General features: G+C 46.0%; 24 protein-coding genes and 1 tRNA gene. 3 read left to right on the top strand and 22 right to left on the bottom strand.

Going from position 1 to position 22,454, the window contains the following annotated elements; translation table 11 throughout:
- Positions 1-129: 129 nt before the first annotated feature.
- The 19 genes from Q1Q15_RS21455 to coaE all read right to left on the bottom strand — a co-directional run bounded on the left by Q1Q15_RS21455 (position 130) and on the right by coaE (position 18,776).
- Positions 130-1,779 (bottom strand): ribonuclease J, encoded by a 1,650-nt coding sequence (locus Q1Q15_RS21455; protein ID WP_300464508.1) that lies wholly within the window; start codon positions 1,777-1,779, stop codon positions 130-132.
- Positions 1,780-1,800: 21 nt separating this feature from the next.
- Positions 1,801-2,133, bottom strand: a complete 333-nt coding sequence (locus Q1Q15_RS21450) for a hypothetical protein (protein ID WP_300464506.1) — start codon at positions 2,131-2,133, stop codon at positions 1,801-1,803.
- Positions 2,134-2,196: 63 nt separating this feature from the next.
- Positions 2,197-3,081 carry a DMT family transporter gene (locus tag Q1Q15_RS21445; RefSeq protein WP_300464504.1) on the bottom strand — a complete coding sequence of 295 codons (885 nt, stop codon included), beginning with the start codon at positions 3,079-3,081 and terminating at the stop codon, positions 2,197-2,199.
- 44 nt (positions 3,082-3,125) lie between these two features.
- On the bottom strand, positions 3,126-3,803 hold the full coding sequence (locus Q1Q15_RS21440) for a DUF554 domain-containing protein (protein ID WP_300464502.1): 678 nt from the start codon (positions 3,801-3,803) through the stop codon (positions 3,126-3,128).
- Positions 3,803-4,630: a phosphoribosylformylglycinamidine synthase subunit PurQ gene (locus Q1Q15_RS21435; protein WP_300464500.1), complete on the bottom strand. Its 828-nt coding sequence runs from the start codon at positions 4,628-4,630 to the stop codon at positions 3,803-3,805. Before Q1Q15_RS21435 ends, Q1Q15_RS21440 begins: the two co-directional genes overlap by 1 nt.
- The gene (locus Q1Q15_RS21430; protein ID WP_300464498.1) at positions 4,627-7,635 is read right to left on the bottom strand and encodes an AIR synthase-related protein; all 3,009 of its coding nucleotides are present in this window, start codon (positions 7,633-7,635) and stop codon (positions 4,627-4,629) included. Before Q1Q15_RS21430 ends, Q1Q15_RS21435 begins: the two co-directional genes overlap by 4 nt.
- A 1-nt stretch (position 7,636) precedes the next feature.
- Positions 7,637-8,707 (bottom strand): RIP metalloprotease RseP, encoded by a 1,071-nt coding sequence (rseP, locus tag Q1Q15_RS21425; RefSeq protein ID WP_300464497.1) that lies wholly within the window; start codon positions 8,705-8,707, stop codon positions 7,637-7,639.
- A gap of 12 nt (positions 8,708-8,719) precedes the next feature.
- Positions 8,720-9,868 (bottom strand): 1-deoxy-D-xylulose-5-phosphate reductoisomerase, encoded by a 1,149-nt coding sequence (locus Q1Q15_RS21420; protein ID WP_300464495.1) that lies wholly within the window; start codon positions 9,866-9,868, stop codon positions 8,720-8,722.
- Positions 9,865-10,680 (bottom strand): phosphatidate cytidylyltransferase, encoded by an 816-nt coding sequence (locus Q1Q15_RS21415; protein WP_300464493.1) that lies wholly within the window; start codon positions 10,678-10,680, stop codon positions 9,865-9,867. The genes Q1Q15_RS21420 and Q1Q15_RS21415 overlap by 4 nt, the downstream gene beginning before the upstream one ends.
- Positions 10,656-11,417: an isoprenyl transferase gene (locus tag Q1Q15_RS21410; RefSeq protein ID WP_300464491.1), complete on the bottom strand. Its 762-nt coding sequence runs from the start codon at positions 11,415-11,417 to the stop codon at positions 10,656-10,658. The genes Q1Q15_RS21415 and Q1Q15_RS21410 overlap by 25 nt, the downstream gene beginning before the upstream one ends.
- Positions 11,407-11,964: a ribosome recycling factor gene (gene frr / locus Q1Q15_RS21405; protein ID WP_300464489.1), complete on the bottom strand. Its 558-nt coding sequence runs from the start codon at positions 11,962-11,964 to the stop codon at positions 11,407-11,409. Before frr ends, Q1Q15_RS21410 begins: the two co-directional genes overlap by 11 nt.
- 26 nt (positions 11,965-11,990) lie before the next feature.
- Positions 11,991-12,716 (bottom strand): UMP kinase, encoded by a 726-nt coding sequence (gene pyrH, locus Q1Q15_RS21400; RefSeq protein ID WP_300464487.1) that lies wholly within the window; start codon positions 12,714-12,716, stop codon positions 11,991-11,993.
- A gap of 4 nt (positions 12,717-12,720) precedes the next feature.
- Positions 12,721-13,317: a translation elongation factor Ts gene (gene tsf / locus Q1Q15_RS21395; protein ID WP_300464485.1), complete on the bottom strand. Its 597-nt coding sequence runs from the start codon at positions 13,315-13,317 to the stop codon at positions 12,721-12,723.
- Between the two features lie 19 nt (positions 13,318-13,336).
- Positions 13,337-14,191: a 30S ribosomal protein S2 gene (rpsB, locus tag Q1Q15_RS21390; RefSeq protein WP_300464484.1), complete on the bottom strand. Its 855-nt coding sequence runs from the start codon at positions 14,189-14,191 to the stop codon at positions 13,337-13,339.
- Positions 14,192-14,348: 157 nt separating this feature from the next.
- Positions 14,349-15,215, bottom strand: coding sequence for a peptide chain release factor N(5)-glutamine methyltransferase (gene prmC / locus Q1Q15_RS21385; RefSeq protein WP_300464482.1), 867 nt, complete (start codon positions 15,213-15,215; stop codon positions 14,349-14,351).
- Positions 15,208-16,272 carry a peptide chain release factor 1 gene (prfA, locus tag Q1Q15_RS21380; RefSeq protein WP_300464480.1) on the bottom strand — a complete coding sequence of 355 codons (1,065 nt, stop codon included), beginning with the start codon at positions 16,270-16,272 and terminating at the stop codon, positions 15,208-15,210. Before prfA ends, prmC begins: the two co-directional genes overlap by 8 nt.
- A gap of 210 nt (positions 16,273-16,482) precedes the next feature.
- On the bottom strand, positions 16,483-16,701 hold the full coding sequence (gene rpmE, locus Q1Q15_RS21375; RefSeq protein ID WP_300464478.1) for a 50S ribosomal protein L31: 219 nt from the start codon (positions 16,699-16,701) through the stop codon (positions 16,483-16,485).
- Positions 16,702-16,756: 55 nt separating this feature from the next.
- Entirely contained in the window at positions 16,757-18,004 is a 1,248-nt protein-coding gene (gene rho / locus Q1Q15_RS21370; protein ID WP_300464476.1) for a transcription termination factor Rho, read from the bottom strand.
- A 154-nt stretch (positions 18,005-18,158) separates the two neighbouring features.
- Positions 18,159-18,776, bottom strand: a complete 618-nt coding sequence (coaE, locus tag Q1Q15_RS21365) for a dephospho-CoA kinase (RefSeq protein ID WP_300464474.1) — start codon at positions 18,774-18,776, stop codon at positions 18,159-18,161.
- A gap of 267 nt (positions 18,777-19,043) precedes the next feature.
- On the opposite strand from coaE, the gene ndk reads away from it, so the two are divergent.
- Positions 19,044-19,463: a nucleoside-diphosphate kinase gene (gene ndk, locus Q1Q15_RS21360; RefSeq protein ID WP_300464472.1), complete on the top strand. Its 420-nt coding sequence runs from the start codon at positions 19,044-19,046 to the stop codon at positions 19,461-19,463.
- 57 nt (positions 19,464-19,520) lie between these two features.
- Here ndk and larE read toward each other — a convergent pair whose 3' ends face one another.
- Positions 19,521-20,333: an ATP-dependent sacrificial sulfur transferase LarE gene (gene larE, locus Q1Q15_RS21355; RefSeq protein WP_300464470.1), complete on the bottom strand. Its 813-nt coding sequence runs from the start codon at positions 20,331-20,333 to the stop codon at positions 19,521-19,523.
- Positions 20,314-20,598 (bottom strand): antibiotic biosynthesis monooxygenase family protein, encoded by a 285-nt coding sequence (locus Q1Q15_RS21350; RefSeq protein ID WP_300464468.1) that lies wholly within the window; start codon positions 20,596-20,598, stop codon positions 20,314-20,316. Before Q1Q15_RS21350 ends, larE begins: the two co-directional genes overlap by 20 nt.
- Before the next feature lie 149 nt (positions 20,599-20,747).
- Between Q1Q15_RS21350 and Q1Q15_RS21345 the strand changes: the two genes are divergently transcribed.
- Positions 20,748-20,821, top strand: a tRNA-Gln gene (locus Q1Q15_RS21345).
- A 392-nt stretch (positions 20,822-21,213) separates the two neighbouring features.
- Here Q1Q15_RS21345 and Q1Q15_RS21340 read toward each other — a convergent pair.
- Positions 21,214-21,516: a hypothetical protein gene (locus Q1Q15_RS21340; protein WP_300464466.1), complete on the bottom strand. Its 303-nt coding sequence runs from the start codon at positions 21,514-21,516 to the stop codon at positions 21,214-21,216.
- Positions 21,517-21,856: 340 nt separating this feature from the next.
- Between Q1Q15_RS21340 and Q1Q15_RS21335 the strand changes: the two genes are divergently transcribed.
- Positions 21,857-22,228: a hypothetical protein gene (locus tag Q1Q15_RS21335; protein ID WP_300464464.1), complete on the top strand. Its 372-nt coding sequence runs from the start codon at positions 21,857-21,859 to the stop codon at positions 22,226-22,228.
- Positions 22,229-22,454 lie beyond the last annotated feature (226 nt).

Raw genomic sequence — 22,454 nt, 5'->3', positions numbered from 1 at the left:
TTATTGACACTTTGGCCGGCTGCTGTCCTTATTAGACATATCCGGGTTATGGCCAAAAGCACGATAGCACAAGCCTGACCCGGTTTATGATCCGATTTAGTTATAGCCATAATGAGAATTGCTGCTTTTTCATACTTCAATAATGATGGGCACAATCAAGGGCCTGCGGTTTATGGTAAAGGCAAAATATTGTTTCAAGGCTTTTTTTAATTTTTTCCGGATCAATTCAACACGGGATTCAAGGCCGGCTTCCAGCTCTTCCACAATTTCAAGGATAACACACTGGGCGTCATCCACCAGGTATCCGGTGGCAGAATCAAACACAAACCCCTTTGAAATCAATTCAGGCCCGTAAAGGACAACACCGGTCTCCTCATCAATGATCATGGTGACCACCACAAGTCCCCCTTCAGACAATTCCCGCCGCTCCTTTAACACACTTCTGCCCACATCACCGATGCCTTTTCCGTCCACAAGGATTCTCCCCGTATGAACGCTGCCCTCTATCCTGCCGCCATCCGCATCAAAGGCAATGATTTTTCCATTTTCCGCCACCATGACGTTCTCCCGGGGCAGCCCCATTTTCTCAGCGAGCCTGGCATGAACCACCAGATGACGGTATTCCCCGTGGATGGGAATAAAATATTCGGGTTTGGTCAGATTCAACATCAATTTCAACTCCTCCTGGTGGGCGTGACCGGATGTGTGGATGTTGGCGATTTTTGAATACACCACATCCGCCCCCCGCCGGTAGAGCTTGTTGATGATATTGGAAATGGCCTTTTCATTTCCCGGGATATGTTTGGACGACAGGATGACATTGTCCCCGTTTTTAATATTAATGTGCTTGTGGGTGCCGGAAGCCATCCTCACCAGGGCAGACATGGGCTCTCCCTGGCTGCCGGTGGTGATGATGACGACTTCATCATCCCGGCATTTATCAATCTGCTTCATATTGATGATGGTGGCGGGGGGACAGTGGATATGTCCCAGGTCAGTGGCCACAGCAACAATCTGCTCCATACTCCGGCCATGGAAAATAACCTTGCGATGATTCCGGATGGCAATATCAACCACCTGCTGTATCCGGAAGACATTGGATGCAAACATGGCAATGATCACCCGTCCCTTGGCCACCGTGATCAAATCTTCAAGATTTTTTACCACTTCCTGCTCGGACATGGTATACCCTTCCACCTCGACATTGGTGGAATCCGACATCAGCGCCAGGACTCCGAGCTCACCATATCTTGCGAAACTGGTAATATCGGTGTTTTTCATTTTGTCGGAATTGTGATTGATCCTGAAATCACCGGTATGGACAATAATGCCTTCCGGGGTTGTTATGGCCAGGCCAACGCCTTCCACCGTGCTGTGGCTGACCCGGATAAATTCGATTTCAAACGGGTCGATGGAAAGGGTTTCACCCGGATTGACAAGGTTTAAGTCAATATACTTGTTCAGGTCAAACTCAATGAGTTTCTTTCGAACAATTCCCAGGGTAAAGGCTGTACCATACACGGGAATTCTGATTTCCTTTAACAGGTAAGGCAGGGCACCAATGTGATCTTCATGGGCATGGGTAATGATAATGCCCTGGACTTTATGCTTGTTTTCCCGGATATAATCCATGGCCGGGATAACGATATCCACGCCCAGCATATAATCCTCCGGGAACATCAGCCCGGCATCAATGATGAACATGACATCATCATACTCAATCACCATCATATTAAGACCGATTTCGCCAAGACCGCCGAGGGGAATTACTTTAACCATCTGAATATCCTAACAATATGATCAAATGCGAATCTCAAGCTGTTCAAAGATGGCATCCACCACACCCATGAGCCAGTCCCGCTGGTCCGGGGTTGCATAGGCCATACAATCGCATTTTATATTTTTTTTGATTCTTACCAAAAATTCACAGGACAGATACGTTTCTTCCAACATTAAAGCAAAAACATGGGGTTGACAGGCTTCATGACTTTTTTGAAGGGGGGTTAACACAGATTCATCCAGCTCAAGCCAGTATATCCCGCCCAGGGGAGAAGATGACAGGTATTTGTCCAAATGGGCTTTTAGTTTCTGATGGTCCGTATGCCGCAACCCATCTATTACATACTGTTTCATACCGAAATCAATTACCATATATCCATTGCGATATGCAACCCGTATTGACAATAAATTAAAGAATCAGGCAGAAGATACCCGGTGTTTACTCAAGGCCAGAAAATTACCCACCACCACCAGGCACAATCCTGAAATGGCTGAAAGATTCCAGACATAGCCTTCGAAAAAGGAAGACAGGATCAATGCCACCACCGGCACCAGCATAATGGTATAGGACGCTTTGCTGGCCCCCAGGGAACCGATAAGGGTCAGGTAACATCCAAACGCAACAATGGACCCAAAGATGGACAGATAAAAAAGGGACCCAATATAGGGAAGGGAAACAGTAAAGGAAAATTCTTTTCCTGATATTACGGCAATCAATGCCAGCAGGAGGGTCCCGTAGGCCATTCCAAATGCATTGGCCTGGATGACCGGGATATGGTGATTGGTATTCCTGGCCGAGGTAATATTACCGAATGAGGCCAGAAGAACACTGAGAAAGCCGATGGACAGGCCAAAGACCCCTTTGTCGGACAAATTAAAGGATTTAATTTCAGGCATAAAGATCAGGATAATCCCGATAATCCCCAGGACAGCGCCGGAAATCATTCGTTTCTCCACTGCCGTACCCATAAAAAGCGACCCATTGATCATATTCATAAACACAATGGAAGAAAACAACACCGCCACAAGGCCGCTGGTCAGATATAACTCCGCCACATAGACCAGCCAGTAATTCACAGAGAACAACAGAATGCCCAGAAGGGCCATAAAAAGATGGTCTCCCAGGGAAAACTTCAATGGAAGCCCTTTGACACGACAAAAAAGCATTAACAGGGCTGCGGCAAGTCCGAATCGATAGATAACCGATACCATGGGATCCACAGCCCCCAATTGATATTTAATGGCCAGCCAGGTTGACCCCCAGACGATAACGGTGATGATATAGAGAATGATGTTTTTCATTAAGGATCTTTATTAAAAAATTGCAGCCGATGCTGATTTACGTTTTAATGCCGGATGAGAAAATAGATCAACGGGATAAAAATTGCCGGGAGCATATTCCCCACCTTCAGCTTTTTTTCCCGGAGCATGTTCAGGCCCAGGGCCACAATCAAAAGGCCACCGGTCCCAGACATCTGACTGACAACAGCAGGGATGAGAAAGGGTTTTAAAAGTCCGGCCATCAGGGTGATGCTCCCCTGGTACAGCAGCACGGGAACGGCAGCAAAAAGGACACCGATTCCCAGGGAAGAGCTCAAGATAATCCCCACGATCCCGTCAAGGGTTGCCTTGGCAAACAAGGTGTCATGATTCCCGGTCAACCCGCTTTCAAGGGACCCCACAATGGCCATTGAGCCCACGCAATACATCAATGAGGCCGTGACAAATCCAGCTGAAAAACCGCTGGCTTTTTTTGAGAACCTGGTTTCAAGCCAGTTGCCCAGACGGTCAAGGTAATTTTCAATCCCCACCCATTCCCCCACAAGAGATCCTAAAGCAAGGCTGATAATGATAATCAAAAGGTCATCACACCCCAGGGCGCTTTTCATGCCAATGAGAATAACCGACAGGCCAATGGCCTGCATCACGGTCTGGTTATATCTTTCCGGGATTCCGTTTTTAAACCCCATGCCCACGAGGCTTCCGGCAATAATGGTCAGGCAGTTGACAATGGTTCCAAGCATTATTTAAAAAACGCGTCTTTAATATGGTCCACCCCGTTTTTGAACAGTTTGACCCCGATGGTCATCTCCTGATCCAGAGATTTACCCGCCCGTTTCAGCACTTGTGCCCTGCGGGTCCAGTCCGGATGATTGGTAACATGCGTATACGCTTCCGGATGGGGCATCAATCCGAAAATTTTTCCCGTGGGATCACAGATGCCGGCAATATCTTCCAGGGACCCATTGGGATTTAAGGGAAAAGCCCCTTTTGCCGGGACTCCGGCAGCATCGGCATATTGAAACACCACCTGGTTGCCCGCCAGGAGTGTATCAATGATTTGCGGATCGGCAATCACTTTTCCCTCTCCATGACGAATGGGATAATCCACGGTCTCCATATTTTTTGTAAACACGCAGGGGCTTTGGGTATTGGCTGCCAGGTGGACCCATTGATCCCTGAAATTCCCACAATCATTAAAGGTAATGGAAACGCTTCTCCGGGTATAGTCCCGGTCCAGTCCGGGCAGAAGTCCCAGGTTGACCAGGGCCTGGAAGCCGTTACAAATACCGATGATCAGCTTTCCCTGATCGACAAAGGTCAAGAGCGCCCGGCCAATGTGATTTTTAAGTTTCAAGGCCTCGATCACACCGGCACCATGATCATCCCCCCAGGAAAATCCACCGCCCAGGGCAAGGATATGAAAGTCCTCCAACGCGACTTTCCCGGAAATCAATGCATTGATGTGAACCCTGTGAGACGTGGCCCCGGCCAGCTCGAAGGCATGGGCGGTTTCCGTATCACAATTTAATCCAAACCCCGTTAATATCAGTGCGTTAACCTTTTTCATATCATGTCTCCAAAGGTTTTGTTAAATGCGTGATCAAGTTCTGTCATGGAAAGGTCCAGCACCGCTTCCCGGTCAAGGCCGAAAATTTTCAGGTGATCATGATCCTGTGTTACGCTCCCCACGCAATTTGCGGCCATCCCTTTGACCCATTTTTCAAAAACCCCCTTGTTTTCCGGGGCAATGGTCACAATAAATCGACCGGCAGATTCTGAGAACAACAGGGTGTCATTCAACAGTTCGCCCCGGCGACGGTCCATGGGAAGATCGGACAAATGGATGTCAAGACCCATCCCCCCGGCCAATGTCATGTAAGACAGGTGAACGGCAAGGCCCCCCCTTGCAACGGCATGGCAGGATGCCACCAGCTCGTTTTCAATGGTCCGCTGCAATGCCCGGTAGACCACTTTATTTTTTTCAAAATCAACATGGGGGACATTCAGCCCGATCTTATGAAAACTCTCATAGTATTCTGATGCCCCGAGTTCATTGGCTGTTGTGCCCAGCACATACACAAGGTCGCCGGCCACTTTGGGGTCCATGGACACACATTTTGACACATCTTCAATCACTGATGTGGCTGAAAACTGAACCGTTTCCAAAGCAGACACTTTCATGCGTTCTCCACAGTCCCCCTCAAGGTGACCATCCACATACATGCTGTCCTTGCCCGATAACAAGGGGATCTCATAGGTTTCACAGGCGTATTTCAAGGCCCGGCAGGCCCGCACCAACTGGGCGGCTTTGAATTTGCCATCGGGATTTTTCTTTGGATCAAATCCAATATTGGGCCAGCAGAAATTATCAAGCCCGCCGATATGATTGAAATTGCCGCCCACGGCGATCAATCGCCGGACAGCTTCGTCAATGGTACAGGTCATCATGTGAAAGGCATCAATCTGGGAATACCAGGGTAACAGACTCTGGGAAAAGGCAAGTCCCTTCTGGGAGGTGAGCACCGGTCGTGTAACGCTGGCATCCGAGGGGATATTGTGTTTGACCCCCACCAGGGGTTTGATCACGGAACCGCCCTGGACCTCGTGATCATACTGGCGCATAATCCATTCTTTTGAGCTGATATTGGGCCGTTCAAGCAGCTTGAGCACCAATGGATTGAAATTGGCGGGCGACCCAATGACCGGTTCTGTCAGGCCCCGGGTTTCCGGAGACCGCCATATGGCATCAAACTCCCAGGACGGGAATCCCTTGTCCAGAAGATCCATGTCCACATAGGCACAGGTCTCTTCCTTGTATTTGATGTGCAGCTTGCCCGTGTCCGTGTATTCACCGATCACGGTGCTTTCCACTTCATGCTCGGCGGACAACGCCATAAACCGGTCCAGGTGCTCGGGTTTGACGGCAATGGTCATGCGTTCCTGGGATTCTGAAATCCAGATCTCCCACATGTCCAGCCCTTCATACTTCAAGGGCACTTTATCCAGCCATACCACACACCCGTTGGAAATCATGGCGGATTCACCAATGGATGAGGATAAGCCCCCCCCGCCATTATCCGTGATAAACGGGATCAAGCCTTCATCCCGGCAAATCAGGAGAAAGTCCTGCATTTTCTTCTGGGTATAGGGATCACCGATCTGGACGTGACCGGCCGGCGTATGTTCCGAATAACTTTCCGAAGACGCTGTAACGCCATGAATCCCGTCTTTTCCCACCCGGCCGCCGCTCATGACAATCAGCTCCCCCGGGGAGGTTTTTTTCTCATGGCTGGGCCTGCCCTTGACCTGGCTGGGCATGATGCCCAATGCCGTTACAAACACCAGGCTCTTGCCCATGTAGCCCGGATGGAATAATGTCTGGCCAAAGGTCGTGGGCACACCGCTTTTATTCCCGCCGTCCTTTACCCCTTCGATAACCCCATCCAGCAGCCGCCGGGGGTGAAGGGGGGGCCGTAACGGACCGTTATAATTGATATCCCCCACACAATACCCGAAACTGCCCATGAACAGCTTGGATCCAAGCCCGGTTCCCATGGGATCCCGATACACGCCCACAATACCGGTTATGGCACCACCATAGGCTTCCATGTTGGAGGGCGAGTTATGGGTTTCACCGGTCACCACGTAATTGGTGTCCCCATCAAATCTGCCCACCCCGGCATTGTCCCATAAGACAGAGACCACCCAGTCTTTTTCAGACTTCAATTTTAAGGTCGGTTCCTGGATATAGGTTTTAAACAGGCTGTTTTCAACGATTTCCTGGCCCGTGTCGGCATCTGTATACCGGAAAATACCCCGGAAGGTATTGTGGTTGCAATGATCGCTCCGGGCCTGGGAAATGTACTCCAGCTCAATATCTGTCGGCTGGGAAAGCCCCATGGTTTTCCGGGATGCCAATACGGTCGGGTCCAGAAAATAGGCCCGGATTACCGGGATATCCCGGGGGTTCAAGGCCAGATTTCTCTGGTCTGAAATTTCCGCCAGCTGGGCATCAGAGTCAATACTGACCACTTCAAAACAAGGGGTATGGTCCAGGACAACCTTGGCAGGCTTCACATCCGCGCCAATGGTTTTATCCCATTCGCCCTGGGAAAACACCTTGAACTGCTGGATGATGCTGTTGGATAACAGTTCGGATGCCAATTTTTCAACATCCCCCCGCACCAGGGTATCCCCCTTCAGGCAATACCGTTTGGAGGTATAGATCCCCTCGCCAGGTCCAAAGGATTTTCCCAGGTGGTCTTTGATGGCTTCCATGGCCGTGGCCCCGGGGTTGTCCTTGACCCCCGGCCTGAACCCGACCCAGATGCACCAGTGAAAGTCGATATCCAGGGGGGTCAGACTGGACACCTGGCTGACTGGATTGGTAAAGATATCGTCTTTGACCTTTTCCAGCTGGTGCCCGTCAAGATCAGATTCAATGGTCACGATATGGATGCATCGCGCTGATTGAATCTTTATTCCGAAATAAGACCTTGCCTTTTTGATCAGGGAAGATGCTTCGGCATCCTTCAGCTCTTGTTTAAGAGCAATCTCAATACACGAAATCATATTATCCACCATTAAACATTCTGATAATGTCATTATAAAAAACAAACACCATGAGGGCCACCAGCACGGCAGCACCAAACTGAATCAATTTTTCACGTAATTTGTCACTGACCGCTTTCCCGGTAACCGCTTCAATACCGAAAAATAACAGATGGCCCCCATCCAGTACGGGAATCGGAAAAAGGTTGATGATACCCAGGTTTACAGACAGCAATGCAATAAACCAGGCAAAACTCATCATGCCGGCCTTTGCCTGTTCACCCGCCATTTGCGCAATCATTAAAGGACCGCCCAGGTTGTTGGCTGACACACTTCCGGTGATCATTTTTACAACCGACAGCAGGGTCAGCTTCACGAGCCCGTAGGTATCGGTAACGGACCGTCCAAGGGCTTGCAAGGGGTTGAGGCTCTGGTGATAAGACTCGCCGTTGCCAACAATCCCAATCACATATTTTTGAATGTCTTCACCAAATACATTTTTGCCGGGGGAAAGAACCGGCGTCAGAACAAGGCCGACAAGTCTTTTGTCACGCAGGACAATAATATCCAATGCAGCACCGTTACCGGCACCGATAATCCGGGAAATATCTTCAAAAGATTCGATTTTGGTCTGGTTAATTTCCTTGATCACATCGCCGGCTTTTATTCCGGCCGCCATGGCCGGTGTATCCGCAACAACTTTCCCCACCACTGGTTGTGCCATATAAACACCGGCAAACTGGTACAGCAGATAAAAAATAAAAATGGCCAGGAAAAAATTAAACATGGGTCCTGCTGCGACAATCATGCTTTTTCGCCACAACGATTTGTGGGTAAAAGAGGCACTGACATCTTCAGGATCAATGGCGGTTCCAGGCTCTTCGCCCACCATTTTAACATATCCGCCAAGGGGGATGGCCGACAGACAATACAGGGTGCGGCCATATTTTTTTTTCAAAAGCTTGGGGCCAAACCCCAGGGAAAACACATCCACCCCTACACCCGATAGTCTGGCCGCAATAAAATGTCCAAATTCATGAATAAACACCAGAATACCAATAACAATGATAAATGCGATAACAGAATGCCCCATAAAATCAGCCTTTTATATCAAAGATTGCACTTTGTCTCGTGCCCAACAATCCGCTTCAATAATACGGGAAAGATCAGGATTGTCAATCCGAGTGTGAACTTCCATTGTTTTGGAAATTAAATTAAAAATATCTAAAAACCCAATACGTTTTTCAAGAAAGGCGGTAACGGCTATTTCATTGGCAGCATTCATCACCGCCGGCATGGTCCCTTTCTGCCGGCAGGCCTCGGCGGCAAATAAAAGGGAAGGAAACCGATGGGTATCGGGCGTTTCAAATGTCAGGGCACCTAGGGTTGTAAAATCCGGGAAAGGCATTTGCAGTTCGATGCGATCCGGTTCTGACAAGGCATAGGCAATGGCGCCCTTCATATCCGGTTGACCCATTTGGGCCAGGATGGTGCCGTCTGTATACCCGACCATGGAGTGAATAATGCTCTGGGGATGAATGAGCACTTGAATATCATCCGGTGTGACATCAAACAGGTGAACTGCCTCAATGATCTCAAGCCCTTTATTCATGAGCGTGGCTGAATCGATGGTGATTTTATGTCCCATATTCCAGGTGGGGTGGTCAAGGGCATCCGCCACGGTAATCGCGTTGAATGCCGCCAGGGGTGTTTGCCTGAACGGCCCACCGGACGCCGTCAAAAAGAGGGTTTTCACATCTTTTCTCTGGTTTCCTTTCAGGCATTGATAAATCGCACTGTGTTCACTGTCCACCGGTAAAATGGACACCCCGTTTTCCCGGGCTTTGGCCATGACAATCTCGCCGGCCATGACCAGGGTTTCCTTGTTGGCCAGGGCAATCTGCTTTTTGGAGGCAATGGCGGAAAGGGCGGGTTTTAACCCTGCTGCCCCCACCATGGCCAGCAGCACCAGGTCTGAATCCTGATATGCGGCTGCCGCACAATAACCGTCGTCTCCAAACCGGATTTCCGGTCGGCAGGGTCCGCTTAACAACCGGGACAGGTCCAGGGCATTTTGTTCATCCAGTACAGAGACCAGTTCCGGTTCAAATTCATCAATCTGTCGTGCAAATCCATGGAGATTGTTGGCAGCGGTCAATGCTTTTACCTGGAACCGATCCGGATGCATCCGGACGATATTCAAAGCACTGGTACCAATGGAACCGGTGGACCCTAAAATTGACAGGCGTTTCATAAAACCGACACCAGATAAATATACAACACCGGTATAGCCAGCAGTAATCCGTCAATTCTATCCAGCATGCCGCCGTGTCCCGGAAGAATCCGGCCTGAATCTTTAACATGGGAGGACCGCTTCATGGCGGATTCAAACAGGTCCCCAATTTGTCCGGCAACGGCCAGCAGAAAAGAACCGGGCAGGGTAAGAAATGCCAGGGACATATCCTTAAAAAAAATCTGGCAGAAAATAAGGCCGACAACCATGGCAGCGGCGATACCCCCCAACGATCCTTCAATGGTTTTATTGGGACTGATGGTGGGACAAAGCGCTCTTTTACCAAAAAATGTGCCCGTGTAAAATGCCCCGGTATCATTGGCAAAAATAACAATCAACAGCCAGATGATCCAGAATGTGCCGCCGGGAAGTTCTCGAATAAAAATCAACAGGGAAAGGGATACCGGGATATACACAATTCCCAGGACCTGTCGGGCAATCGTGTCGAAGACGGCAGGATCACCGGCAAACCGGGACAGCACAAAAACGGATAAGGCGATGAGGTTCATGGCCAGAATTAATACCAGGATTCCCCAGGATTCCAGACACGCGGTGATAATTAAGGCCATTGAGACCGTATAGGAAAGGATTTTGATCGTGTTGGAAACCGGTCTTTCATCATTTCCAAAAATAATTCTCAAATACTCCCGCACGGTAAATACCGCAACGATTGACACCAGAACAGCCAGGAGCAACGTACTGCCCTTGACGAGAATCCATAATACCAAGGGGGCCAGTATAAGTGCGGTTATCCACCGTTTGATGTGTTGCATTTCACCTTTCCGAACCGTCGGTCCCTTGCCTGAAAGTTTTTTAAAATTTCAATAAATTCTTCTTTGGAAAAATCCGGCCATAATGTATTTGAAATATAAATTTCAGAATAGGCTGCCTGCCATAACAGAAAATTACTCAATCGATACTCCCCGCTGGTACGGATAATCAAGTCAGGATCAGGCATGGATCGCGTGTACAGGTGATCTGAAATAAGATCCTGGGTGATGTCCCGGACATCCAGTTCGTTTGATGCGATTTTTTCTACAATCTGGGTTACGGCATTGGTAATTTCTTCTCTTGAACCATAACTCAAAGCCAGGTTCAACAGCAGCCGATCATTGGATCGGGTCATGTCCATGGTGGTATTGACTTCTGCCTGGACATCCAGGGGAAGTTTGTGCTTCTGACCAATGACATTAACACGAATATTATTCGTTAAAAATTCTTCCCGTTCTGATACGATGAATTTTTTCAACAGCATCATTAAGGCTTTTACCTCATGTTTCGGCCTTGCCCAGTTTTCCGTGGAAAAGGCATACAGGGTCAGGATTCCAATGCCCAGTTCCGTGCAGGCCGTCACAATGGAACGGACCGTTTGAGTCCCCTTTTCATGCCCTTTGACACGGTTCATCAATCTTTTTTTTGCCCACCGGCCATTGCCATCCATGATAATGCCCACATGGCATGGCAACGTCTTAAGATCAAGGGATAGATCTTGTTTTGAGTTAGACTTCAAGAATTTCCTTTTCTTTTCTGGCAAAGATTTCGTCTAACTTTTTAATGGCGACATCTGTATTTTCCTGAACCTGCTTTTGGGCCTTAAAGCTGTCATCCTCAGAAATGTCCCCTTCTTTTTGAAATTCTTTGAGCATTTCATTGGCATCTCTCCGGATATTTCGAATGGCCACCTTATAATCTTCACAGATCTTGGAAACGCTTTTGGCGATCTCTCGTCTTCTGTCTTCTGTCAACGGCGGAATGGATATTCTGATTAATTTTCCATCGTTAGAGGGAGTAAGGCCCAGGTTGGCTTTTAAAATGGCTTTTTCAACCTGGCTTATGACACTGACATCCCACGGTTTCACGGTAATCAGCCGGCTTTCAGGAATGGATACGGTTGCCATCTGTGGCAATGGTGTCGGCGTACCGTAATAATCGACTTTAACCCCATCCAGTATGGCCTGGGAGGCTCTACCAGTGCGCACCTTTGATATTTCTTTTTCAAAAGCCTTTTCAGATTTACCCATTCTTTCTTTGGTTTCCTGGAGCAATTCATCTATCATCTCAATTCATCCTCGCTAATAGTGACCTATCGATTATAAATCCGAGTGCCGATATCCCCCTGGCCCATTACAGCCTTATAAATGTTATCTTCCGCATGCAGGTCAAACACCTGCAATGGCAAATCATGTTCCATGGCTAGGGAAATCGCTGTCATATCCATGACATGCAGTTGTTTTTCAATGACCCGCATATAGGACAATTCATCAAACCGCACAGCATCATCGTGCACCACTGGATCTTTATCATACACACCATCCACCTGGGTGGCTTTAAAAAGGATCTGGGCCCGTATTTCATGGGCTCTGAGCACAGCAGCGGTATCTGTTGTAAAATAAGGGTTTCCCGTACCAGCAGCAAAAATAACCACTCGACCCTTTTCAAGGTGTCGAATGGCTTTTCTGCGGATAAAGGGTTCTGCAATTCGATCCATGGGAATGGCAGACTGAACCCGGGTGGGAACATCACACTTTTCCAGGGCATCACAAAGAGCCAGACTGTTTATAACCGTTGCCAGCATTCCCATATTATCGGCAGAGGTTCTGTCCATACCGGCAGAGCTTCCGGCAACACCTCTAAAGATGTTACCCCCACCCACAACAATGGAAATCTGCACGTTCAGGTGACACACTTTTGCAATTTCCCCTGCAACATAATGAATCATTTCAGGGGTAATCCCAAAGCCCTGATTTCCCATCAGGGCTTCACCGCTCAGCTTGATTAAAACCCGTTTAAACTCCGGCTCTTTGTTCAAGATTCTATTCTCCTATCTGGAAACGTGCAAATCTCTTAATCTGAATATTCTCACCAATTTTAGATATGGTTTCTTTTAATACGTCGGAAATGGTTTGTTGAGGGTCTCGTACATATTGCTGACTCATCAGGCAGACATCTTTATAAAATTTTTCCACCTTACCTTCAACAATTTTATCAATCATCTTTTCAGGCTTACCTTCTTCAATCATCTGGGCCCGAAAAATTTCTTTTTCTTTTGCAATGACTGCCGGATCAACATCTTCCGGTGTCAGGCCGGCCGGATTGGCTGCGGCAATATGCATGGCAATATTTTTTGCAAACATCTGGAAATCTTCTGTTTTGGCAACAAAATCGGATTCACAGTTCACCTCAAGCAGAACCCCCAGTTTGGCACCGGTATGGATATAAGAATAGATAATCCCTTCAGAAGTGGAACGTCCTGCTCTTTTAGCGGCTTTCGCCAGGCCTTTTTTTCTCAAAAGGTCGATGGATTTTTCCATATCCCCTTCTGCTTCAGCCAGCACCCTTTTACAATCCATTATGCCCGAGCCTGTTGCCTCGCGAAGCTCTTTTACCATTGCTGCGGAAATTTGCACCATTTTAACCTACTCCTTATATTTACTCAGTCGCTTCTTTTGTCTCTTCAACTGGTATGGTTCTTCTTTTAATCTTTTCAACGACAGGACCGTCCGTACCGTCGGAAACAACCTCAATGGCCACTTTTTCATCTGAAAACTTAATTTTTTCTACGTCGTCGCCTTTATCGGATTCAGCTCTCTGTTTTTCTTCGTAAATCTGCCGGCCTTCAATGTGGGCATCGGCAATCCGGGATGCAAAAAGGCGAATGGATCTGATGGCATCATCATTTCCCGGTACCACGTAATCGATATCATCCGGATCACAATTTGTATCAACAACGGCAACGATGGGAATCCCAAGTCGTTTACCCTCTTTCACGGCAATGGATTCATTTTTGGGATCCACCACAAAAATGGCGCCGGGCAGTCGCTTCATATTACTGATACCGCCAATGGCAAACTCAAGCTTGGCTTTTGCTTTGAGCATTTTTGACTGCTCTTTTTTCGGATAATTATCAAGAGAGCCATCATTTTCAAGGGAATTCAAAAAATGAAACCGGGTGATATTGTTCTTAATGGTTTGAAAGTTGGTCAGCATTCCGCCGAGCCACCGGTTCTGGACATAGAACTGCTCCGCACGATTGGCTTCTTCATATATGGCCTCGGATGCCTGTTTTTTCGTCCCGACAAACAGAACGTCCTGACCATTGGCACCCACTTTTTTGATAAAATCATGGGCCTCTTTGAACAACTTTACCGTTTGTTGCAGGTCAATAATATAAATACCATTCCTCGCGCCAAAGATGTATTTTTTCATCTTCGGGTTCCAGCGTTTCGTTTGATGACCGAAATGAACACCAGCCTCCAAAAGTTCTCTGATCGTAATGTAAGCCATTTTTTCTCCAAATAATTAATGGTTTGTCCACCATTCGGATCTTCCTTGAAATTCGACTTTTTTCAAAGCACCTGATTTCCAAGTCCCCGAATGTGAGGTTTTTGTGATACAGCAAAAAATCCTAATTTATATATCAAATCTAAATTTTTTTATCAATTTATTTTTTTATTAATGCCACCCTGTCATGCCCGGCCAGATCTTTGATAAAGTCAATGGATGCATAGTGGGGATATTGTTCAAAAAGACCGTTAAGTCCTTCTCGCTGGTCAAATCCCATTTCAAGCAGGAGCGTCCCCCCGGGAACGAGGTAATAATGGGCCGAGCTTAAGATAGATCTGAAGCTGTCCAGTCCGTCCCGACCCCCGTCAAGGGCCAGCAGCGGCTCAAACTCCCTTATCTCCGGCTGCAGGTGCTGGATATCGTTGACAGGAATATACGGTGGATTTGAAACGATCAAATCAAATGTCACCTGTCGTTTCAGGGATGAAAACCAGGCACCCTGAAAAAATCCAATGGTGTCACCGGCTATTCGTTCAGCATTTTTTCTGGCCATGGAGAGTGCCGCAGGAGAGATGTCGCTGGCAAAATATCGGTGATCCGGACGTGCCTTTGCCAGGGACACAACAATTGCACCGGAACCTGTGCCCAGTTCAAGAACGGTTTTGGGGTCATTGCTTTCCGGGGGACGATTTAATACCATTAATGCGGCTTCAACAATGGTTTCCGTGTCCGGCCGGGGAATCAAAACCCCGCTTGCCACCTCAAAATCAGAGTCAAAAAACCCTTTTTCTCCGGTAATATACGCCACCGGCTCGTTTCCGATTCTTCTTTTGATGATCCGCTTGAAATCAGACAACTCATTTTTTTGAAGCGGACGGTCATGTTGAAGATACAGATCAAGCCGCCCGATCCCCAGACAATAGGCCAGAAGAATTTCAGCCGTCAAACGGGGGCTGTCAACCCAATGGTCTTTGAAATAAGATTCTGTCCAGGACAAAATCTTAATGATGGTCCAATCAATCAATTTCCTTTAACGCCTGTAACTGGTTATATGTTTTAAGCTCATCAATAATTTCCTGGATATTCCCTTCCATGATGCTGTCCAGTTTATACAGCGTAAGACCGATTCTATGATCTGTCATTCTGCCCTGGGGAAAATTGTAGGTCCTGATCCTGCCGCTTCGGTCACCAGACCCCACCTGCCCTTTTCGTTCAGCCGCTCGTTTTCCGTCCTCTTCCCTGACCTTTGCGTCAAGGACCCGGGCCTTGAGCACGCCCATGGCTTTGGCCTTGTTTTTGTGCTGGGATTTCTCATCCTGGCATGTGGCTGTCACCCCAGTGGGGACATGGGTGATCCTGACCGCAGAATCTGTGGTGTTCACCGACTGTCCGCCGGGCCCGGAAGACCGGAACACATCGATTTTCAAATCAGCGGGATTGATGTCAATCTCAACATCTTCCGCCTCGGGCAGAACGGCCACAGTGACCGCAGACGTATGGATTCTACCCTGGGTCTCTGTTTCAGGCACTCTCTGGACACGATGGGTACCACTTTCATATTTGAAGCTACTGAACGCGCCTTTCCCTTTGACCAGGGAAACAACCTCCTTAAACCCGCCGGAGTTAGAAATATTTTTTTCAACAATTTCCATGACCCAGTGTTTGGATTCAACATACCGTGAGTACATCCGAAACAGGTCGCCGGCAAAAATACCCGCCTCTTCTCCACCGGTACCCGCCCGGATCTCAAGGAGGACATTTTTATCATCCCTGGGATCTTTTGGCATTAACGCCATATTAAGCCTAGCGGTTAACCCCTCTATTTTTAATTCAAGGTCCGGTATCTCTTCTTTGGCCATGGCCCGTATTTCAGGGTCGCTGTCCTTTAAGAACGCCTTTGCCTCATTGAGTTCCTCTAAAAGCCCTTCATACTCTCTGAACAGCGGAACAATCTTATTGAGCTCCCCATGTTCCTTCAAATATTCCTGGTATTTTTTCTGGTCACTGAGGACAGCCGGATCACTCAAGAGCTGCTCAAGCTTAATGAATCGTTCTTCTATGCCTTTTAATTTTTCTATCATAACTCAACTTTCGGTCTTCAGCTTTAATGGACGGGGTCAGGCTTTTTTTATGGTACTTTTTATCACTAATTCATGACCAGACGGGTAAAAAACGCCATAAAGAAAGCCTGACCCCAAGCATATGGCTACCCGAAATTTGAGTCATGATTTAAAAACTCAAAAGGGGCTCTTTTGTCAAGACCCCTTTTTAATTGCAGATTATAGAATGTGCTAAATCAACTTTGTTACATCAAATCCTGCATATTTCTTTTTGAAACGATCGATTCTTCCTGCAGAGTCAACCAGTTTTTGTTTCCCCGTAAAGAACGGATGACACTGGGAACAGATTTCCACTTTAATATTCTCTTTTGTTGATCCAACATCAAAGGTTGCACCGCAAGCACAGGAAGCGGTTGATCTTATGTAATTCGGATGTATGTCTTTTCTCATTTTCTTAAAAACTCCTTACCCTGCCTTATTTCAGGCAATTATTATCATTCTTATTTTATGAATTCATCAAATCAAGAAACTCTTTATTATCCTTTGTTCCTTGCATTTTTTCAAGTAAAAACTGCATGCTGTCCACAGGATTTAAGCTTGACAGCAATTTTCTCAAGATCCACACACGGTTCAAGACCATTGGATCCAGCAGCAATTCCTCTTTTCTTGTTCCGGATTTATTCATATCAATAGCGGGAAAAATTCTTTTGTCAGCCAGTTTTCTATCCAGGACAAGCTCCATATTACCGGTACCCTTAAATTCTTCGAAAATAACCTCATCCATTCGGCTGCCCGTATCCACCAGGGCCGTTGCGATAATGGTCAGGCTGCCGCCTTCTTCAATATTTCTTGCTGCCCCGAAAAATCTTTTGGGTCTGTCAAGGGCGTTGGAATCAACACCACCGGACAGAATTTTGCCGGATGGCGGCATGACCGAATTATACGCTCTTGCCAGCCGTGTGATACTATCCAGCAGGATGACAACATCATGGCCCTGCTCCACTATTCTCTTGGCTTTTTCAATGACCATCTCAGCCACCTGGACATGTCGTTCTGACGGTTCATCAAACGTTGAACTGACCACCTCCGCGTCAACAGACCGTTTCATATCCGTCACTTCTTCCGGACGTTCATCTATCAAAACAATCATGGGAATGATATCTTTATGGGCCTTGATCATGCTGTTGGCAATATTCTGGAGCAGCATGGTTTTTCCTGCTTTTGGCGGAGACACAATCAATCCGCGCTGGCCAAATCCAATGGGGCACATCAGGTCAATCACCCGCATAGAGTAATTATCGGATTCTGCCTCAAGATTCATTTTACGCTCTGGATACAAGGGCAATAAATTATCAAAAAGAATGGTTTCCGCAGCCAGTTCAGGATTGTTAAAATTAACGGCTTCCACTTTCAGCAATGCAAAATATCGCTCGGAATCTTTGGGCTGCCGGACCTGACCGGAGATGGTATCACCGGTTCTCAAATTAAACCGCCGGATTTGAGAGGGAGACACATAGATATCATCCGGACCTGGAAGATAATTATATCCGGGCGCTCTTAAAAATCCAAAACCATCCGGGAGAATTTCAAGTGTACCCTCACCATAAACCTGGCCACTCTCTTCGATATTTGCCTGAAGAAGGGCATATATCAATTCCTGTTTTTTTAACCCGCCAATCCCTTGAATTTTGTGTTCCTTAGCAAGTTTTGAAAGCTCACTAATCTTCATTTTATTTAGCTCTACAAGGTTCATTCATTCTCCCAAATTTTTGTTTATTATTTTTTTTACAGGCTAAAGTTTGTTTTTGAAGTGCACCCTTTTGACGTCTTAAAATCAAAAATGATATGAAAAAACAGACAGATAGTTGAAATTAAGGTATCCAAAACAAATTAATATGGCAAAAACCTCAAATTGTCAAGAATTCTTTTAGGATTTTATCAAAGAGATTATCAACAGATTCAAAGAGTTCAGAGCGTGTTCCCTTGTTAAGGATGCTATAATCTGCCCGTTTTATTTTTTCTTCCTGGGCCATCTGAAGGTCCAGCATTTTTTGAGCATTGTTTTTTGTTACTTTATTTCGGTTAGAAATTCTGTTTACAAGATCCGGATCATTTGCCGTGACAGCGATGGTGATATCAAATTGTTCGTCCATACCCGACTCGAACAACAACGGCACTTCCACCGCCACTGCTTTTTTTTTGCCCTCATACCCGGCATTTTCCATCTGGGAAACCATTTCAATAAGAATCTGAGGGTGTAAAATATCTTCCATTTTTTTTCGCATCTGTGAATCATGAACAATGATATTTCGCAATGCTGATCTGTCCAATGACCCGTCTTCCAGGACCACCCGTTCACCAAACAATTCAACGATTTTTTTAAACCCGGGCATTCCCGGTGCCACAACCTGCCTTGCGATCACATCACAATCCAGAGTGACCAGACCCTTCTCTTTAAGCCGCTGGCACACAAGGCTCTTTCCGGAACCTGCCGATCCTGTCACTGCAATCTTTAAAATTTTCATATCCGTTAAACCGTTGATCCATTATATGGGGTCAGGCTTTCTTTATGGCACTTTTTACCCGTCTGGTTATGAAATAGTGATAAAAAGTACAATAAAAAAAGCCTGACCCCGTCGATTAAAGCTAAAGTCCGAAAGTTGAGACATTGACTTATAATACAGATTTATGGTAATTTTCAAGACTGTTTATAATAATTCAACTTTCGGTCTTCAGCTGTAAATGACACACCCCGAAAGTTGAGATAATAATAATTGAAAGGATTTTAGATTGTGGAAAGAACATTATCAATCATCAAACCCGATGGGGTTGCCAAAAACGTAATCGGTGACGTCATCAAACGGTTTGAAACCAACGGGATTAAAATTGCTGCCATAAAAATGATTCACCTCACAAAAACACAGGCACAAGGATTTTATGCCGTGCATAAAGACCGCCCGTTTTTTGACAGTCTCACAGACTTTATGACGTCCGGACCGATTGTTGTCATGATCCTTGAAGGGGACGATGTGATTGCAAAAAACAGGGAGTTGATGGGCGCTACCAATTTTAAAGAGGCCGCAGAAGGCACCATTCGAAAAGCGTATGCAACCGACATAGAAAAAAACGTTGTCCATGGTTCTGATGCGCCGGAAACAGCTGCTTTTGAAATCGGATATTTTTTCAATGACCTTGAGATCCAGAAAAGATAATTCCCGCCATTATAAAATCAAACCCGCAGCCTGTCCGTAGTTTTTCAGGCTGCGGGTTTATCTGTAGCCATCCAGATCAATACTGGTATGGGCAAATCCCAGGGTTTGAAATTTTTCGGATATTTCCTGTCGGATAGCTGGCGTTAATATCCTGTCGATCCGTCCGGGGTCCACCTCAATCCTGGCAGATGTCCCATGATATCTCACCCGTACCTTGTCAAATCCCAAATCCTGTAAAAACACTTCAGCCGTATCCACCCTGACAAGATCGTCTCTGTTTATCCTGACATCATGCGGAATCCGCGTTGCCAGGCAGGACTGCGACGGTTTGTCCCAGGTTTCAAGTCCCAGCTGTCTTGACACTTGTCGGATATCTGCCTTGGTAAACCCTTCATCTGCCAGGGGAGAAAGGAACCCAAGTTCTTCTGCCGCCCTTAATCCTGGCCGAAACTCAGCCAAATCGTCCAGGTTCACCCCATGGAGCAAAGACTTCAAACCCCGCTTTTCAGCGGTCTGTTTGATCAGGGAAAACATTTGCCGTTTGCAATGGTAACACCGCTGCCTTGTATTGCGCACCACAGCTTCATTTTCAAGGATATCCACCTCAAGACAAATATGCGGAACCGCCAGATCTGCAGCAAGCCTCTTTGCATCTGCAATTTCCCTTTCCGGTACAAATTGTGAAGAAACGATAATGGCAAGCAATCGTTTTGGGTTCACTCGTTTTGCCACAGCTAAAAGAAAGGTACTGTCAACGCCTCCTGAAAAGGCCACAGCAAAAGAAGATAATTTTGTTAATCTTTTTTCAAGATTCCTTAATTTTTTTTTACCCGCCCCTTTTCCAAGCGATTTAATGCCTGTAAATCTCAAATTTGGTTTCCGCACTGGTAAGGGTGTCAATCCGCTCCTGATAAGCTCTTCTGTCTTTACTGACAAGCCACTTTGACCAGTCATCGATATGCCGCCATTTACTGATGATAAGAACTTCTCCAGACTGATCTACCCGCTTTAAGGTTTCACCACCGATATACCCTTTTGCATTTAACGCCGTGCCCCTCATCTCCCGGTACAACTCTATCAGCATTCCTTCATTTTCAGGAGTAACAGTCCTTTTAATCAATACGGTAACAGTCATCTTTGCCTCCCACTGATTACGTTAATATGAAACACACGGACTACCCGATTTAATATATATCATATCTCACTTCCTTTTTACAAACAGTGAATCAAGATAATTATTGACTAACCAACCGTCTTGATATATATAAACGCATAATTTTTTGCTGGGTGATCGTCCAACGGCAGGACTACGGACTCTGACTCCGTCAATTAAGGTTCGAATCCTTATCACCCAGCCAATTAATTGCAAGGGTTTTCAACTTTTTGGTTGAAAGCCTTTTTTGCTTCCAATATTTTTTTACACATATTTTACACGTTTTTATAATCTTACTCACTCAAAAAAAATAATCCTGTCCAATCAAAAACAATATGTACGGATTGATTTGCTCCCCACATTGCATAGAATCATTTTTTCAAGGGTTGTATTGCAGAAAGCACCTTCCCAGGATAACAACAGAAGGGAGCCAGGTTTTTAACGGGTATATTCTGTCTGGCAGTTCACCCTTTTTTAACGAATGTCTTCCTTGCTGATATGACCTTCCAATAAATCAACGTGTGTGTCGGTAAGATCCCCATTATTCTTATAGTCCCGTTTTGTCCCATTTCAAAAATAGCTATAGTTCAGTTTTGTTCAGTTTCCCAAGGGCTTATTCTGGCTTATTTTCCATCGTTCAGTTATGTTCGGTTGCTTATAGTTCCGTTTTGTTTCATTGATAAACGCCGTGTGTTGCGTGGTGTTGCATTGGAGTCCCAGAATATAGGGGTCCCAATCTGCCCCCCGGGTACCCAAGCGCCGCATTACTTTTGCAATATTTTTCTTGAAAGTAATGAACTGAATGGGAAAGGTATCGTATGCCGTGAGTGTGTGCAGGTGTCTATGGATGTTATGAGGGGTTGACGGTGAATTCCGGTCTCCACCCCCGGGAAGGTTCATATATGAGATTCTATTTTGGGCCTGCTTCAATTATGCTTCAAGTTCTGTGTTTGTCATAGGGTTGTTTTCATGTATAGAAGTTCATGAAATTTAGTACCATGGGTATCTCTATTCCCAATTTTGAATAATCCGGTTAGTTCCAATATACCTTAATGGCATCTTGATTAACTTGCTGGTTATCCTTCCAATATAATTGAATATTTCTTTACACAAATTTAAAACACTGATACTGATTTACAGATCAAATTTTTTAATCGTTGCATGTCGGATAACATTACAAATTACATGATATCCAGATCTGCTCAACTAACTTGTTCTATAATAAAATAATGGAGAAAATATGGGAAAAAGCGGTGGTACAAAAATGTATTGCCCAAAATGCAAAGAGATAAGGGTTTGCAAAGCAATACCTATTAACGATATCGACTGGGAGCAGAAAAATGCACAAAGATGGTATCGAAAGGATCATCCAGATATTAATTGGTTCCGAAGAGGGCGTGAGTGTTTAGAATGTGAACATCATTTTATAACATCAGAAATAAACGAAAAATATATTGATGAATTAGTTGAACTCAGAAATGCTCTTGCAGATATTAAAAAACACTCAGAGCAATACATAGATGAGTCAAATCAGGCTTCAGGAACATTGCAAAAACTATCTGATTCGTTAAGTTTGCTACAAGCTTTAAAACTGTATAAAGACACCGATTGATTATCAGCAATACAGAACAAAAGTTTGCAGACCGACGGCCATCGCAGTTTTTGGGTCTATTGTTGCCAAACGGTTCACAACTCGTTACTGCTTCGGCTGGGTCCAGCGTAGGCCGCGGCTGAAACACGTGTTAAGATTCAACTATATTTCCTGCCAACATTAGTCAAAGTCACTCTTACAAATTCAACTCAAGATATAAAAAATACAGCAACAACTGTTCTGGAAT

The sequence above is a fragment of the Desulfobacula sp. genome (assembly GCF_030145145.1).
In the GTDB taxonomy this organism is placed as follows: Bacteria; Desulfobacterota; Desulfobacteria; order Desulfobacterales; family Desulfobacteraceae; genus Desulfobacula.
The sequence above is the reverse complement of the archived record's forward strand: the minus strand, read 5'-3'. Positions and strand labels throughout refer to the sequence as shown.

Excerpts from the sequence above, each read along its gene's own strand:
- frr (WP_300464489.1), bottom strand. The coding sequence starts at position 11,964 with ATGATAGATGAATTGCTCCAGGAAACCAAAGAAAGAATGGGTAAATCT.
- Q1Q15_RS21445 (WP_300464504.1), bottom strand. The coding sequence starts at position 3,081 with ATGAAAAACATCATTCTCTATATCATCACCGTTATCGTCTGGGGGTCA.
- Q1Q15_RS21340 (WP_300464466.1), bottom strand. The coding sequence starts at position 21,516 with ATGAACCTTCCCGGGGGTGGAGACCGGAATTCACCGTCAACCCCTCAT.
- prfA (WP_300464480.1), bottom strand. The coding sequence starts at position 16,272 with ATGATAGAAAAATTAAAAGGCATAGAAGAACGATTCATTAAGCTTGAG.
- Q1Q15_RS21420 (WP_300464495.1), bottom strand. The coding sequence starts at position 9,868 with ATGAAACGCCTGTCAATTTTAGGGTCCACCGGTTCCATTGGTACCAGT.
- rho (WP_300464476.1), bottom strand. The coding sequence starts at position 18,004 with ATGAACCTTGTAGAGCTAAATAAAATGAAGATTAGTGAGCTTTCAAAA.
- tsf (WP_300464485.1), bottom strand. The coding sequence starts at position 13,317 with ATGGTGCAAATTTCCGCAGCAATGGTAAAAGAGCTTCGCGAGGCAACA.
- Q1Q15_RS21350 (WP_300464468.1), bottom strand. The coding sequence starts at position 20,598 with ATGACTGTTACCGTATTGATTAAAAGGACTGTTACTCCTGAAAATGAA.
- Q1Q15_RS21440 (WP_300464502.1), bottom strand. The coding sequence starts at position 3,803 with ATGCTTGGAACCATTGTCAACTGCCTGACCATTATTGCCGGAAGCCTC.
- rpmE (WP_300464478.1), bottom strand. The coding sequence starts at position 16,701 with ATGAGAAAAGACATACATCCGAATTACATAAGATCAACCGCTTCCTGT.
- Q1Q15_RS21415 (WP_300464493.1), bottom strand. The coding sequence starts at position 10,680 with ATGCAACACATCAAACGGTGGATAACCGCACTTATACTGGCCCCCTTG.
- Q1Q15_RS21435 (WP_300464500.1), bottom strand. The coding sequence starts at position 4,630 with ATGAAAAAGGTTAACGCACTGATATTAACGGGGTTTGGATTAAATTGT.
- Q1Q15_RS21430 (WP_300464498.1), bottom strand. The coding sequence starts at position 7,635 with ATGATTTCGTGTATTGAGATTGCTCTTAAACAAGAGCTGAAGGATGCC.
- Q1Q15_RS21335 (WP_300464464.1), top strand. The coding sequence starts at position 21,857 with ATGGGAAAAAGCGGTGGTACAAAAATGTATTGCCCAAAATGCAAAGAG.
- coaE (WP_300464474.1), bottom strand. The coding sequence starts at position 18,776 with ATGAAAATTTTAAAGATTGCAGTGACAGGATCGGCAGGTTCCGGAAAG.
- rseP (WP_300464497.1), bottom strand. The coding sequence starts at position 8,707 with ATGGGGCATTCTGTTATCGCATTTATCATTGTTATTGGTATTCTGGTG.
- rpsB (WP_300464484.1), bottom strand. The coding sequence starts at position 14,191 with ATGGCTTACATTACGATCAGAGAACTTTTGGAGGCTGGTGTTCATTTC.
- Q1Q15_RS21455 (WP_300464508.1), bottom strand. The coding sequence starts at position 1,779 with ATGGTTAAAGTAATTCCCCTCGGCGGTCTTGGCGAAATCGGTCTTAAT.
- Q1Q15_RS21450 (WP_300464506.1), bottom strand. The coding sequence starts at position 2,133 with ATGAAACAGTATGTAATAGATGGGTTGCGGCATACGGACCATCAGAAA.